Origin of the sequence: Lysinibacillus sp. NPDC093197 (genome assembly GCF_044754025.1) — a bacterium.
GTDB lineage: Bacteria > Bacillota > Bacilli > Bacillales_A > Planococcaceae > Lysinibacillus.
The window spans coordinates 111,698-126,957 of sequence record NZ_JBIVOH010000005.1; the positions used below are offsets into that span (position 1 = coordinate 111,698).

The window sequence follows — 15,260 nt, forward strand, 5'->3', positions numbered from 1 at the left end:
TACAACCGTTTTATTTGAAAAAGGCTGCGCATCATACGCAGCCTTTTTTTATAAAATTATTTATCTTGTTCTGCGCGTTCTTTTTCCTCTTGAATAACTACTTTACGAGATAAGTTTACACGACCTTGCTTGTCGATTTCAATAACTTTCACAAGTAATTGATCGCCTAGTTTTAACACATCTTCTACTTGCTTTGTACGTTCTTCTTGAATTTCAGAGATGTGTAATAAGCCATCTTTGCCTGGGAAGATCTCACAGAAAGCACCGAATTTTTCGATACGTTTTACAGTTGATAAGTAGTATTCGCCAACTTTTGCTTCACGTACGATATCTTCAATAATTTGTTTTGCACGTGCGTTCATTTCTTCATCTGCTGAAGAGATGTAAATTGTACCGTCTTGCTCTGTATCAATTTTTACGCCTGTTTCTTCAATAATTTTGTTGATTTGTTTACCACCTGGTCCAATTACATCGCGGATTTTATCTGGATTGATACGCACGATAACAATTTTCGGTGCATAAGTAGATAATTTCTCACGTGGCTGTGCAAGTGTTGCAAGCATTGATTCTAAAATATGCATACGGCCAATTTTAGCTTGTGTTAATGCTTCTTCTAAAATATTGCGTGATAAACCGTCAATTTTAATATCCATTTGAAGCGCTGTTACACCTTTAGCTGTACCAGCTACTTTAAAGTCCATATCACCAAGATGATCTTCCATACCTTGGATATCCGTTAAAATTGAGTAATGCTCACCTTTTTTAATAAGTCCCATCGCAATACCAGCAACAGGTGCTTTTAACGGAACACCAGCATCCATCATAGCTAAAGTAGAAGCACAGATTGAAGCTTGTGATGTTGAGCCGTTTGATTCAAGTACTTCTGATACACAACGGATTGTGTATGGGAATACAGATTCATCAGGAATTACTGCTTCGAGTGCACGCTCACCTAAAGCACCGTGACCGATTTCACGACGACCTGGACCACGAATTGGACCAGTTTCCCCTACAGAGAATTGAGGGAAATTGTAGTGATGCATAAAGCGTTTTGATTCTTCTACACCTAAGCCGTCGATAATTTGTACATCGCCAAGTGCACCTAAAGTACAAATTGAAAGTGCTTGAGTTTGTCCACGTGTAAATAATGCCGAACCATGCGTACGTTGTAATAGCCCTGTTTCTGAAGAAAGTGGGCGAATTTCATCAAGTTTACGACCATCTGGACGGATTTTATCTTCTGTAATTTGGCGACGAACTTCGTCTTTCACCATTTTATCTAAAATTGTATGAACTTGTTTCATTGTTGTGTCATCAGCTTCTTGTTCTTCATAAGAAGCGACAATACGGTCTTTCACAGCTTTAATAGCTTCATCACGTGCATGTTTTTCAGCAGTTTGAATCGCATCATGCATTTCCGTTTCACATGCTGCTTTAATATCAGCTTGAATAGCTTCATCAATTTCAAACAATGTTACAGGTAATTTCTCTTTCCCTACTTCAGCAATAATTTGCTCTTGGAAAGCAATTATTTTTTTAATTTCTTCATGACCGAACATAATTGCTTCTAGCATTATCTCTTCAGGTACTTCTAAAGCACCTGCTTCAACCATGTTAATAGCATCTTTGTTACCAGCGACAGATAAATGTACTGTTGAGATATTTGATTGCTCCACTGTTGGGTTCACGATGAATTCACCGTCAATATAACCAACCTGTACACCAGCAATAGGACCGTCGAATGGAATATCAGAAATTGCTAATGCTAATGATGAACCTACCATTGCTGCCATTTCAGACGTGCAATCAGGATCATTAGACATAACCATTGAAATTACTTGTACTTCATTACGGAAACCATCTGGGAACATTGGACGAATTGGACGGTCAATTAAGCGGCTTGCTAAAATCGCTTTTTCAGATGGACGCCCTTCACGTTTAATAAAGCCTCCAGGAATTTTACCCGCTGCATATAAACGTTCTTCGTAGTTTACTGTTAATGGGAAGAAATCTAGTGGTTTTGGTGATTTTGACATTGTTGCTGTTGCAAGTACAGAAGTATCACCATAGCGTACTAATGCTGCTCCATTTGCTTGTTTAGCTAACTGTCCTACTTCAATTACAAGTGGACGGCCAGCCCATTCGTAGGAATAGACTTTCTTTTCGTTCATTCAATGAACCCCTCTCTATTATAAAAACACTTACTCGTCTGTATGTACTAATAGTAAGTGTACCAAAAATGCTTGTTCTATGCTAAATATTTCATGAAATAATCATACATTTAAATTCAGTTATTGCCAATTTATTTAGGATTTATTTCTTAATTTGGTATTAATGGCGTTTTTACTTGCTTTTGTGCTTATATTTTGATTTTATTTGGCTATTTTTTGCTATTCATGTTTATAGTAGCCTACGTATAAAGATTATTTTGTTAAATTGCACTTAGTCATTCGCTTTCCATTTGCAAGTATCAATCTTGGTAAATACTTAAGAATAGCTAGAAAGTTTTATAAACATAAAGAAAAAGCGGGAATAATCCCGCTTTTCGATTGTCAATTAGCGACGTAAGCCTAAACGATTGATTAGTTCACGGTAACGTTGAACGTCAGTTTCACGAAGATATTTAAGTAAGTGACGACGACGACCTACCATTTTTAGAAGACCACGCTCAGAGTGGAAATCTTTTTTGTGTGTACGTAAGTGAGTGTTTAAAGCGTTGATTTCAGCTGTTAAAACTGCAACTTGTACTTCTGGAGAACCAGTGTCACTTTCGTGAGTACGGTACTCAGCGATAATTTCGTTTTTACGTTCTTTTGTAATAGCCATTTGTATTGACCTCCTAAATAATTGTTTAATCCCCATTAGCACAGTAAACGTTGGAGTCATCGGTATACCGAGCTAAGGTTAAGCACTTTATGCACTTATGAATGTTACCATAAAATAATGGGTCAAGCAAGTAATAACGTTGTTGTGGCAAACGTCCAAGCATTACAGACCTCAAGCAAATAGTGCTGAGTAAGCGAAACAGTACTGTAAGAGGGAGTAATTCTATCCTATTTAATACCATTTACCCTGCATGCATTTTGACAACGTCTACTCGATTACGTTAAAAAAGTGAATAGCCTCTTGCTTATCTTTTTCTATTTGTGTTTTTAACGCTTCGATTCCGTCGAATTTACGCTCGCTTCGAATACGTTTATACCAAGCAACATGCACTTCCTCGCCATAGATGTTTTTCTCGAAGTTTAAAATATGAACCTCGATAGACAGTTGCTTGTCATTGGGATCTTTAAATGTTGGTTTATAGCCTACATTACATACGCCATCATACCAATTATTTTGCACAAGTAGACGAACAGCATACACACCACTTGCTGGGATGTATGTGCCCTCTAATGCTTGAACATTGGCAGTAGGGAAGCCTATCGTACGTCCGCGCTTATCGCCATGCACAACAATACCTTTTATGTCAAAAGGTCGCCCTAGAAGCATTCTTGCTGCCTCCATATCCCCCTCCTGCAATAACTTACGAATACGCGTTGAGCTAATTTTCTCAAGCGCATCGGTTTTCTTATCGACAACTGTTACACCATATTCCCCATTACTTAATGCACGCATATCTTCCATTGTGCCTTTACCAAATGCACCAAACGAAAAATCAAAGCCTGCTGTGACGTGTTGAATGTTTAATCCTCGAATAAATGTATCAATAAAAGCAGCAGGTGACAGCTTTGCAAAGTCCGATGTAAAATGTACAACAAATACAGTATCTACACCTTGTTCTTCAAACAGCTGCAATTTCTGCTGTAATAATGTAATATAAAATACTTTTTCATTTCGTCCGCCTAGCACTAAAGATGGATGCGGATCAAATGTCATTACGGCAGTTGAAATTTGTCGCTTGTCCGCCTCTTGCTTAGCAGCAGCAATAACCGCCTGATGTCCAATATGTACACCATCAAAAAAGCCAATTGCCAATGAGTAAGGCTGTATGCTTTCTCGTTGCTGTAATTGGTGTGGGTATTTTAAATGAATGACCTCCATACAAAAAATCCTCCTACTCTATCGTCGGAAACATTTTATGTGGTTTCATGTACCCTTCCTTAGTCGGATGGGCTTGATAAACCGCAAATGCTTTTCCTTTGATTCCAAACACAATTTTATCATGCACCTTTAATAATGCATCTGCTGGAAGCACTTGTCCATTGAAAATTTCTTTTTCATTAGCGGCAGTTATTTCAATATATGGATAGTCTGATAATGCATATTCTACAGGAAGTATGCATGTATTGATTTGTTCATTTTCCATTAATTCTGCAACTTGTGCCAGTGTAAAGCAATTATCTTGCGTAAATGTACCTGATGCAGTTCGCACAAGCTCATGCATATGTGCAGGATATCCAAGTGCTTCGCCTATTTGTACAGCAAGTGTACGAATATACGTACCTTTGCTACATGAGATCCTTACAGGGAATGTAATTTCATGCCCTTCGTAAGTTTCCTTCTCATCAAGTAACTCTAATGCATAAATTGTAACCTGTCTTGTTGGTCTTTCAACAGTCTCACCTTTACGAGCATATTCATATAAACGTTTGCCATTTACTTTTACAGCTGAAAACATCGGTGGCGTTTGATTAATGATACCAGTTAAGGAAGCTAATACATCGAGCAGCTCCGCACGTGTAAACGACTTATTTGTGTTATCTTCTGCTACTGTTTCTCCTTCGGCATCTTCAGTTGTCGTTGTTCGCCCAATTGAAATCACTGCCTCATAAGTCTTACCTGCATCTGTTAAATATTCTGCAATGCGGGTTGCCTGTCCGATACAAATTGGAAGAACACCTTCCACTCCTGGATCTAATGTGCCCGTATGGCCTACTTTTTTTGTACGCAATATTTTTCGTAATTTAAAGACGCAATCATGACTTGTCATGCCACGTTCTTTCCACAGCGGTAAAATACCATTCATAAAAATCCCCCTTAAACAAAATTGCATAAAAAAAGTCTGCCTGCATGAAGATGCATGTGGCAGACTTTTACTGTTGTGCTTATTCTTTGTGTAAACCACGTAGCAATGAATCAATACGGTTCCCATATTCAATCGATGAATCGAATTCAAAGATTAACTCTGGTGTTCGACGTAAACGGATACGAGAACCGATTTCTGAACGGATAAAGCCAGCTGCTTTTACTAAAGCTTTTAGCGTTTCTTCACGTTCCCGTTCATTGCCTAAAGATGTAATATAAATTGTTGCTTGTTGTAAATCACCTGTTACATCTACACCAGTAACAGTAACGAAGCCAACACGCGGATCTTTAATTTTACGGCCAATAATATCACCAAGCTCTTTTTTCATTTGCTCAGCAACACGGTTTGAGCGTAGAGACATAATTAGTCACCTCAATTTCGATGTTCAAATATTTACGCTACAGGCGAATGATGATGGCGCATGTTCATACGCCACATCAGCCTTCCTGCAACTATCGCAAATATCCTTACTACTTATAAATAGTCTCGCCACACATTAAGCTGTTCCCAAGACGGATTTGACTCTAAATAATGTAGAGCATGATTGATTTCACGCTCTGCTGCTTCTTTCGAGGAAGAAACAGCAACAAGCGCTAATTTCGTACGTTGCCATACATCTTGATGGTCAATTTCTGCAATGGATACATTAAACTTCTGTTTTGTGCGAGTAATCATACGCTGTAAAACAGCGCGCTTTTCCTTTAACGAATGGGCAGTTTGAACGATAAATTCTACCTCAACGTATACAATCATTATGCACGTTTAATTTCTTCCATAATGTAGGCTTCAATGATGTCGCCTTCTTTAATGTCATTGAAGTTTGTAATCGTTATACCACATTCGTATCCTCTTGCAACTTCTTTTACTTCGTCTTTGAAACGTTTTAATGTATCTAATTCGCCTTCGAAAATCACGACGTTGTCACGGATGACACGTACGCCTGAATCGCGTGTTACTTTACCTTCTGTAACGTAAGAACCAGCAATCGTACCTACTTTTGATACTTTAATTGTTTGACGAACTTCCGCTTGACCAATAATTTTTTCTTCAAATTCTGGATCTAGCATACCTTTCATCGCTTGCTCGATTTCTTCGATTACTTTATAAATAACACGGTGTAGACGAATATCTACGCCTTCTTCTTCCGCTGCACGTTTTGCATTAATATCAGGTCGTACGTTGAAACCGATAACGATTGCATTCGATGCTGCTGCAAGAGAAATATCTGATTCTGTAATTGCGCCAGCGCCTGTGTGGATAATTTTCACATTTACGCCTTCGACATCAATCTTCATTAGTGAAGCAGCCATAGCTTCTACAGTACCTTGAACGTCAGCTTTAACGATTAAGTTTAACTCTTTCATTTCGCCTTGGCTCATTTGTTCGAATAAGTTATCAAGCGTTACACGTTGTTTTTCAGAACGTTGTGCTTGAATAGCTGTCATTGCACGAGTTTCCCCAACTTGACGAGCTGTTTTTTCGTCTTCGAATACAACGAAGCGGTCACCAGCTTGTGGCACATCGTTTAATCCTGTAATTTCTACTGGCGTTGATGGGCCTGCTTCTTTCACACGACGACCTTTATCGTTGACCATAGCACGTACACGGCCATAAGCGTGACCAACTACGATAGGATCTCCGACCTTTAATGTACCGTCTTGTACTAATAGTGTTGCAACAGAACCACGACCTTTATCAAGTTGTGCTTCAATTACAGTACCAAGTGCTAAACGATCTGAATTTGCTTTTAACTCTCCAACTTCGGCAACAAGTAAGACCATTTCTAACAATGTGTCAATACCTTCACCTTTTAATGCTGAAATAGGAACGAAAATCGTTTCGCCACCCCAAGCTTCAGGTACAAGACCATGCTCAGTTAATTCTTGCATCACACGATCAGGGTTTGCTGATGGTTTATCCATTTTGTTAACAGCAACAATAATTGGCACTTCTGCAGCTTTGGCATGGTTAATCGCTTCAACTGTTTGAGGCATTACACCATCGTCTGCCGCTACTACTAAAATTGTTAAGTCTGTTACTTTCGCACCACGCGCACGCATTGTTGTGAATGCCGCGTGTCCAGGTGTATCAAGGAACGTAATTTTTTTGTCGCCTTCAGTTACTTGGTATGCACCAATATGTTGTGTAATACCACCAGCTTCTCCAGCAGTTACTTTAGTATGACGAATTGAGTCTAGTAACGTTGTTTTACCATGGTCAACGTGACCCATAATTGTTACTACAGGAGGTCGTTCTGATAATTCAGCTTCATTAACTTCCTCTGTTTCGAAGTGCGTTTCTAAATCCGTAATATCCACACGGATTTCTTCTTCAACTTCTACACCGTAGTCTGCACAAATTAACTCGATTGCATCCTTATCTAATTCTTGGTTAATTGTAGCCATAACACCAAGCATAAATAATTTTTTAATGATTTCAGATGGCTCACGGTATAATTTTTTAGCTAATTCAGCTACAGAAAGTGATTCAACAAATGTAATTTTTTCTGGTAATTCTTTTTGTTTCATTGGTATTGTTGGTTGATGCGTTTTTGGATGACGGCGTTTACCGCCGTGAATTCCTGGTTTTGGACGTTGGTTGTATCCACCGCCGCCTCTACGATTATTATTATTATTATTGTTATTATTATTATTTTGTGTCATATTTCGATTTTGATTACCTTTAGTATTCTTAGATTTTTCGTTAGACGAATTTGAGTTTTGTTGCGTTTGTTGATTGTAATTATTCGCTTTCGGCTTAGAAGTAGCAGACTGCTGCTTTTGTCCATCTTGCTTTTTCACCGATTGCTGTGGTTTTTGTTGTCCATTCGCTTGAGATCGTTGTGTTACATTTTGAGTAGGCTGTTTTGCGTCTCTTTTATCTGTTGGTGCTTTAAATGATTGGTTTAACTTTACCACTGTGTCGTTCTCCAACATTGACATATGGTTTGTTACACTCACATTTAGTTTACTTAGCGCTTCAATAACCTCTTTACTCGATTTATTCACTTGTTTGGCATATTCATGAACTCTGATTTTGGTCATCTGCTCACCCCCGATTATTTTTCGTTGAGTAGACTAGACAATTTACTTGCAAAACCTTTATCGGTAATAGCTAAAGCCACTCGGGCTTCCTTACCTGTAGCATGTCCTAGATCATAACGATCGCCAATTACATGATACTCAACGTTGTAATAAGTGCATTTATCTTGAATTTTTTTATTAGAGTTTTTAGAAGCATCGTTTGCTAACAATACAAGCTTAGCATTACCATTGCGGACTTCCTTTACTACTAACTCTTCACCTGAAATAACTTTTCGGGCTCTAGCCGCTATACCAAGCAAATTAAACACTGCTTGATTGGTCATAAAATAGCCTCCCGACGAATGAGCAATAGTAGCTCTTCATAAATCTCTTCAGGAATTTTCGCTTCAAGTTGGTGCCCTAATACATTTTTCTTACGCGCGATGTCAACCGCCTGTTCAGACTTTGAAACATAGGCGCCCCGTCCAGGTTTTTTCCCTGAAACATCAACGCTTACCTCGCCCTCTTTTGAGCGAACAACACGAATCATTTCTTTTTTTGGTAGCATTTCTCCAGTAGCTACACATTTTCGAAGTGGTACTTTTTTATTAATCGCCATAAGAATCACCTTTCCTCTCTGAAGCTTCGTAAGAGGTGGACTAGCCATAACCAATACGGCAAGGTGGAATTTTGTGATTTGAACATTGTGGAGTACAATCACGCCTCTCAAAATCCAGGACCTTTGCCACAGTTTCTGGCTTTATTCAGTCGGCCTGGGAACGCCCACTGAATAAAGCCAGGTGACCAGTCACACGGGCTTTCTTACTTATTCTTCGTCGTCTTGATATAAGTCAACTGCAGCTGCTTCGAAGTCGCTATCTTCAGCAGGTACGAACGTGCTTGTTGCAGATGGATAAATACCTAACTCACGTGCATCTGTTTCACTTTTAATATCAATTTTCCAGCCAGTTAATTTCGCAGCTAAACGCGCATTTTGACCACGTTTACCGATTGCTAAAGATAATTGGTAATCTGGAACTACAACCGTTGTTGATTTTTCTTCTTCATTTACTTGCACATCTAATACTTTTGATGGGCTTAGTGCATTTGCTACGAATACAACAGGGTCTTCTGACCATTCAACGATATCAATTTTCTCACCGTTTAATTCATTAACAATTGTTTGTACACGAGCCCCTTTTGCACCTACACATGAGCCAACAGGATCAACTTCTTCATTATGTGCATGAACAGAAATTTTAGAACGGTCCCCTGCTTCACGAGCAATTGATTTGATTTCTACAATGCCCTCATAAATTTCTGGCACTTCCATTTCAAACAAACGACGTAATAAGCCTGGGTGTGTGCGTGATACGATTACTTGTGGACCACGTGTCGTACGTTCAACTTTAGTAATATAGACTTTAATACGATCATGTGGATTGTATGTTTCGCCTTGGATTTGTTCGTTTTGTGGTAATGCTGCTTCTACTTTCCCAAGACCTACGTAAATGTTACGTGCATCCAAACGCTCAACAACACCAGTTACAATATCATCTTCTCGATCTACGTATTGTTCATAAATTAAACCGCGTTCTGCTTCACGTACACGTTGTGTAACGACTTGCTTCGCTGTTTGTGCAGCAATACGGCCAAAATTACGAGGTGTTACTTCTTGCTCAACAATATCTTCTAATTGATAAGCAGGATTGATAGCCTTTGCATCTTCTATTGCAATTTGTAAACGATCATCGTCAACTTCTTCAACAACATCTTTACGTGAAAACACACGAATTGAGCCTTTGTCTAAATTTAAGTCTACTCGAACATTCTGAGCTTGGTTAAAGTTGCGCTTGTAAGCTGTTACTAATGCAGCCTCAATCGCTTCGATTAACACATCTCTTGAAATTCCTTTTTGTTCTTCCAGCGCCGTTAGCGCATCTAACAAATCACTACTCATTTTATTTTCACTCCTAAATATGCATTATGCTGAAAAATCGATGGCAAGACGTGCCAAGGCGATTTTTTCTTGTTCAATTGTTACTGTAATTTTCCGTGTTTTAACGGGTACTTCCATCACTAATGTATGTTCATCATAAGATGTTAAGTAGCCTTGGAATTCCTTCATGTCCTTAATAGGCTCATAAGTCTTCACATAGATAAACTTGCCAACGGCTTTTTTAAAATCAGTATCTTTTTTTAATGGACGTTCTGCACCTGGTGAAGATACCTCTAAATAATAATTTTGTGTAATAGGATCTTTTTCATCCAACAGTAAACATAGTCGTTCACTAACTTGAGCACATTGGCCAATGTCAATCCCACCCTCGGGTGTATCTACATAAACACGTAAAAACCAGTTACGTCCTTCTTTCACAAACTCAACATCCACCAACTCAAGATTTAACTCTTCGACAATCGGTGTAGCAAGTTCTTCAATTAAAGATGGTACTTTGCTCATTGTTTCCTCCTGCGTTTTTCAATTTCAGGCGTAATAAAACAGAAATTCCACCAGTGATGTTGGTGAAATTTGACGGTCTTACCTGCTGTTAGTCTAAAAAATTTGCTTTGCTTCGGTATAACAACAGAAAAGAGCGGGAATGCCCCACTCTTTTGCTGGAAAACTATCAACAAATTATTACCATAAGAATAGCACAATTTACGCTACAATGCAAACGACCTTATTTTAGGTCTAGCGCTTACTAGAAAAGCGATAACTGATTGGCATCAGGCATGCCTTCCAAACAACCTAATTGATCCATGTACTCAATTAATGTTTTCGACACACGACCTCGTTGCTGTAAATCTTCTTTCGATAAAAATTCACCATTCTCACGTGCAGCTACGATTGTTTTAGCAACGTTCGTTCCGAGTCCTGGAATGGCATCAAAAGGTGGGATTAAGGAATTGCCATCAATAATAAACTCGCTAGCTTGTGAACGATATAAATCAACCTTTTGGAAGCTCATACCACGTTCACACATTTCAAGTGCAAGTTCCATTACAGTTAGTAAGTTTTTCTCTTTTGTAGAAGCATCTAGTCCCTTAATATTGATTTCATCTATTTTTGCACGAATCATTTGAGAACCTTGCGTCATCGAAATTAAATCAAAATCATCTGCTCTTACTGTGAAGTAGGCAGCGTAATATAAGATTGGAAAATGCACTTTAAACCAAGCAATACGTACTGCCATTAAAACGTAGGCAGCAGCATGGGCTTTAGGGAACATATATTTTATCTTTTTACATGATTCGATATACCAACCAGGTACTTTATTTGCTAGCATTTCTGCTTCAAATTCTTCTGATAAGCCTTTCCCTTTACGAACAGACTCCATAATTTTAAAGGCTAAAGACGGTTCAAGTCCTTGGTATATTAAATACACCATAATGTCATCACGACAGCCGATTACTTCTTTTAATACGCATGTACCATTTTGAATAAGTTCCTGCGCATTACCTAGCCATACATCCGTTCCATGTGAAAGTCCTGAAATTTGGACAAGCTCTGAGAATGTAGATGGTTTTGTATCTTCTAGCATTTGACGGACAAATCGTGTACCAAATTCCGGAATACCTAATGTTCCCGTCTTACAACCAATTTGCTTTTCTGTCACGCCTAGAGATTCAGGTGAACTAAAAATTTTCATAACGAACGGATCATCTGTTGGAATTGTTTTCGGATCGATTCCAGATAAATCCTGTAACATCCGAATTACGGTCGGATCATCGTGTCCAAGTATATCGAGCTTCAAAATATTGTCATGAATAGAGTGGAAATCAAAGTGTGTTGTTTTCCATTCGGAATCCTGTGCATCCGCTGGGAACTGCACTGGTGAGAAATCATAAATGTCCATATAATCCGGTACAACAATAATCCCACCTGGATGTTGACCTGTTGTCCGTTTAACGCCTGTACAGCCCTGTACTAAACGGTCTACTTCAGCGCCTCGGAAATGAAGATTGTTGTCGCTCGCATAACCTTTAACGTAGCCATATGCTGTTTTTTCCGCAACAGTACCTATTGTTCCAGCACGGAATACATATTCTTCACCAAACAGTACTTTAGTATAGTTGTGGGCCTGCGGTTGATATTCACCAGAGAAGTTCAAATCGATATCAGGTACTTTATCCCCTTTAAAGCCAAGGAACGTTTCAAACGGAATATCTTGCCCATCTTTTTTATATGGTGTGCCACACTCAGTACAATCTTTGTTTGGTAAGTCGTAACCTGAGCTAACCGAACCGTCATTGAAAAACTCGGAATGCTTACAATTTGGACAAATATAATGAGGTGGTAATGGGTTTACCTCCGTAATCTCCATAAAGGTTGCAACTAATGAAGAACCTACCGAACCACGAGAACCTACTAAGTAACCGTCAGCAAGTGATTTTTTTACGAGCTTCGCGGAAATTAAGTAAATAACGCCAAATCCATGGCCTAAAATCGACTTTAATTCTTTTTCAATACGCGCTTTTACGATTTCAGGTAATTCTTCACCATATATACGATGTGCCATTTCATACGTTAAATTTGTTACTTCATCATCGGAGCCTTCAATTTTTGGCGTATATAAATCATCTTTAATTGGCTTCACATCGCCAATCATATCAGCGACTTTTTGCGTATTTGTGACAACTATTTCTTTCGCAAGATCAGGACCTAAAAAGTCAAAGTCCTTCAGCATCTCATCAGTCGTTCTAAAATGTACTTCTGGAAGCTTAGATTTATTTAAAATATTGGCGCCTCCTTGGGAACCAATCAATATTTGTCTAAACATTCCATCGTTTGGATCTAAATAATGAACATTGCCAGTAGCGACTACAGGCTTATTCATCTTTTTCCCGAGCTTTACAAGCTTGCGTATAATATCTTCAATTGTCCATTCATCACGGACGACATTACGTTCAATTAAAGGTGCATAAACAGCCTTTGGTTGCACTTCGATATAATCGTAAAATCTTGCAACCTGTTCCGCTTCTTCTGGGGATTTATTCATCATTGTTTCAAACACTTCACCGTTACTACAGCCTGAACCAATTAATAGCCCCTCTCTATACTGTTCCAGTGTAGAGCGTGTTACACGAGGCACACGGTAGAACGTTTTTGTGTGAGAATGAGACACAATTTTAAATAAATTTTTCAAACCATCATTATTGACTGCTAGAATCGTACAATGCATCGGTCGCGCTTTTTTATATGCATCTCCACCACCAACATGCTTATTGAAATCATCGTGATATTTAATGCCTAGTTCATCGGCTTCTTTTAACAGATGCAACAATAAATAGCCTGTTGCTTCTGTATCATAAATCGCACGGTGATGCTGCGTTAATTCAATACCGAATTTTTTACAAAGAGTATTTAAACGATGATTTTTCATTGTTGGATGGAGCAACCGGGCAAGTTCTAGTGTATCGATAACTGGATGAATTGTTTCTTCAAGTCCGTATTTTTTATAGCCAGTATATAAGAAGCCCATATCGAAAGATGCATTGTGTGCCACTACGATAGCTTCCCCTATAAAGGCATGGAACTCATGGATAACTTGTTCCACTTCAGGCGCATTGCGAACCATATCATCAGTAATGCCAGTCAGTTCGATAGTCGTAGCTGACAGTGCATGATGTGGGTTTGCAAAACTTTCGTATTTATCGATGACATGTCCACCTTTAATTTTCACTGCTGCGAGCTCAATAATTGTATCGTAGGCAGTAGAAAGACCTGTTGTTTCGACGTCAAAGACAACATATGTTGCTTCGTCTAATGCACGATGCTCGGAAGCATAAGCGATAGGTACACCGTCATCCACTAAATTTGCTTCTAAACCGTAAATAACTTTAATACCATGTTTTTTCCCTGCTCCGTATGCATCCGGGAAAGATTGCACAACAGCATGGTCTGTAATCGCAATGGCTGGATGGCCCCATTTAGCAGCCTGTGCCACTAATCTATCTACTGGCGTTACCGCATCCATTTGACTCATCGGTGTATGCAAATGCAACTCTACTCGTTTTTCACCCTCTGGTGCCTTGTCCTGACGTGTTTCTTTTTTAATTTCATTGATATCATTTGCCATCACAATTAAATCACGAATAAAGGTATCGGTTTGAACTGAGCCACGTACTTTTACCCACATACCTTTTTTCAAATGTTGCATCAGTTCTGCATCGTCATTATCACGCGAGAACATTTTAACAACGATTGAATCTGTATAGTCGGTAATTTTAATTTGTAGAAGTGAGCGTCCACTTTTTAACTCTCTAATTTCTGTATCAAAAACAAAGCCTTCAATAATGACGCGTCGTTCTTCTTCCACTATGCGCTTAATTTCCATAATTTCATCGTCTTTAATTTGCATGCCAAGCTGGAATGGACGATCGCCAAGCGCTGCCAATGCTGGGTTGTCCTTTTTATCCTGCTCACGTTTTTGGAAGTCTTGCATCGCTTGCTGTGCCATCGCTGCTTCCTCTAAACGTTTTTGCTCGATAAAGGCTTGTTGCGCCTCACGCATCTCATCTGTTTCCTCTTGGAGCATAAAATCAAACGCAATTTGCGGGAAACCAAATTGACTGTAACTCATTGCAAGCTTATCTGCATATTTTGTTTTTAGCATCATTAGTTCCATGTTCTGCACGCAGGACACCGTAATTTTTTGCCCATTCCACATCGGGATTTGCGATACAAGGCAGTTTTTTAACGGTGGCGCCATATCATCGATTTGCTCAATAATCGTTAACCAATACGATTGTATAAGTTCTTCCGTTACATCTTTTTCAACTGTTTCAAAGGTTGTTTCAATTTGCGCAATAGCAGCGAATTTTTCAGCTAGATGTGTACGAAATAGTTGATATAACGGAAATGGAAGTATGCCACGTAATTTAATATTAAAATGCCAGAGTCTATTCTTTTTATGCACTGTTAGACGTGATAACTCGCCTTCTTCAAAAAAAGACATGTATACATCATCTGTTAACTCTAGTTGTTGCAAGAGCATTCGAAATCTCTGTCTTGCTTCTTGTTGCTGTTCCAATCGGTCGACACCTACTTTCATTTAAAGAGAAGGAGGCAGTCTTAATAGCCTCTTGTTCTATTTTTATCTAGCGAATACTATTCAAATTTGAAGCAAAAAAATTCGCTCCCTTTCCACGGGCAAATCCGCAAACCTCACATTGTTTTTGCACTGTGAGATCTGCTTGGCTTCCCG

General features: G+C 38.9%; 12 protein-coding genes. All 12 read right to left on the reverse strand.

Going from position 1 to position 15,260, the window contains the following annotated elements; translation table 11 throughout:
- Positions 1–56: 56 nt before the first annotated feature.
- Positions 57–2,171 carry a polyribonucleotide nucleotidyltransferase gene (pnp, locus tag ACIP9G_RS14570; protein WP_340825791.1) on the reverse strand — a complete coding sequence of 705 codons (2,115 nt, stop codon included), beginning with the start codon at positions 2,169–2,171 and terminating at the stop codon, positions 57–59.
- A gap of 385 nt (positions 2,172–2,556) precedes the next feature.
- A complete protein-coding gene (rpsO, locus tag ACIP9G_RS14575; protein ID WP_008178982.1) occupies positions 2,557–2,826 on the reverse strand; it encodes a 30S ribosomal protein S15 in 270 nt (89 codons plus the stop codon).
- Positions 2,827–3,093: 267 nt separating this feature from the next.
- Positions 3,094–4,044 carry a riboflavin biosynthesis protein RibF gene (ribF, locus tag ACIP9G_RS14580; protein WP_340825793.1) on the reverse strand — a complete coding sequence of 317 codons (951 nt, stop codon included), beginning with the start codon at positions 4,042–4,044 and terminating at the stop codon, positions 3,094–3,096.
- Positions 4,045–4,057: 13 nt separating this feature from the next.
- Positions 4,058–4,969 (reverse strand): tRNA pseudouridine(55) synthase TruB, encoded by a 912-nt coding sequence (gene truB, locus ACIP9G_RS14585; RefSeq protein ID WP_401020345.1) that lies wholly within the window; start codon positions 4,967–4,969, stop codon positions 4,058–4,060.
- 79 nt (positions 4,970–5,048) lie between these two features.
- Complete coding sequence (gene rbfA / locus ACIP9G_RS14590) at positions 5,049–5,390, reverse strand: 30S ribosome-binding factor RbfA (RefSeq protein ID WP_024361990.1); 342 nt, start codon at positions 5,388–5,390, stop codon at positions 5,049–5,051.
- A gap of 113 nt (positions 5,391–5,503) precedes the next feature.
- Positions 5,504–5,782, reverse strand: a complete 279-nt coding sequence (locus tag ACIP9G_RS14595) for a DUF503 domain-containing protein (protein ID WP_340825798.1) — start codon at positions 5,780–5,782, stop codon at positions 5,504–5,506.
- Complete coding sequence (gene infB, locus ACIP9G_RS14600) at positions 5,782–8,073, reverse strand: translation initiation factor IF-2 (protein WP_401020348.1); 2,292 nt, start codon at positions 8,071–8,073, stop codon at positions 5,782–5,784. Before infB ends, ACIP9G_RS14595 begins: the two co-directional genes overlap by 1 nt.
- A 14-nt stretch (positions 8,074–8,087) precedes the next feature.
- The gene (locus tag ACIP9G_RS14605) at positions 8,088–8,396 is read right to left on the reverse strand and encodes a YlxQ family RNA-binding protein (RefSeq protein ID WP_173477724.1); all 309 of its coding nucleotides are present in this window, start codon (positions 8,394–8,396) and stop codon (positions 8,088–8,090) included.
- On the reverse strand, positions 8,393–8,671 hold the full coding sequence (gene rnpM / locus ACIP9G_RS14610) for an RNase P modulator RnpM (protein ID WP_340825801.1): 279 nt from the start codon (positions 8,669–8,671) through the stop codon (positions 8,393–8,395). Before rnpM ends, ACIP9G_RS14605 begins: the two co-directional genes overlap by 4 nt.
- Positions 8,672–8,878: 207 nt before the next feature.
- On the reverse strand, positions 8,879–10,012 hold the full coding sequence (gene nusA / locus ACIP9G_RS14615; RefSeq protein WP_340825803.1) for a transcription termination factor NusA: 1,134 nt from the start codon (positions 10,010–10,012) through the stop codon (positions 8,879–8,881).
- Between the two features lie 24 nt (positions 10,013–10,036).
- Positions 10,037–10,513: a ribosome maturation factor RimP gene (gene rimP, locus ACIP9G_RS14620; protein WP_340825805.1), complete on the reverse strand. Its 477-nt coding sequence runs from the start codon at positions 10,511–10,513 to the stop codon at positions 10,037–10,039.
- Between the two features lie 241 nt (positions 10,514–10,754).
- On the reverse strand, positions 10,755–15,086 hold the full coding sequence (locus ACIP9G_RS14625) for a PolC-type DNA polymerase III (RefSeq protein ID WP_340825807.1): 4,332 nt from the start codon (positions 15,084–15,086) through the stop codon (positions 10,755–10,757).
- Positions 15,087–15,260: the final 174 nt, after the last annotated feature.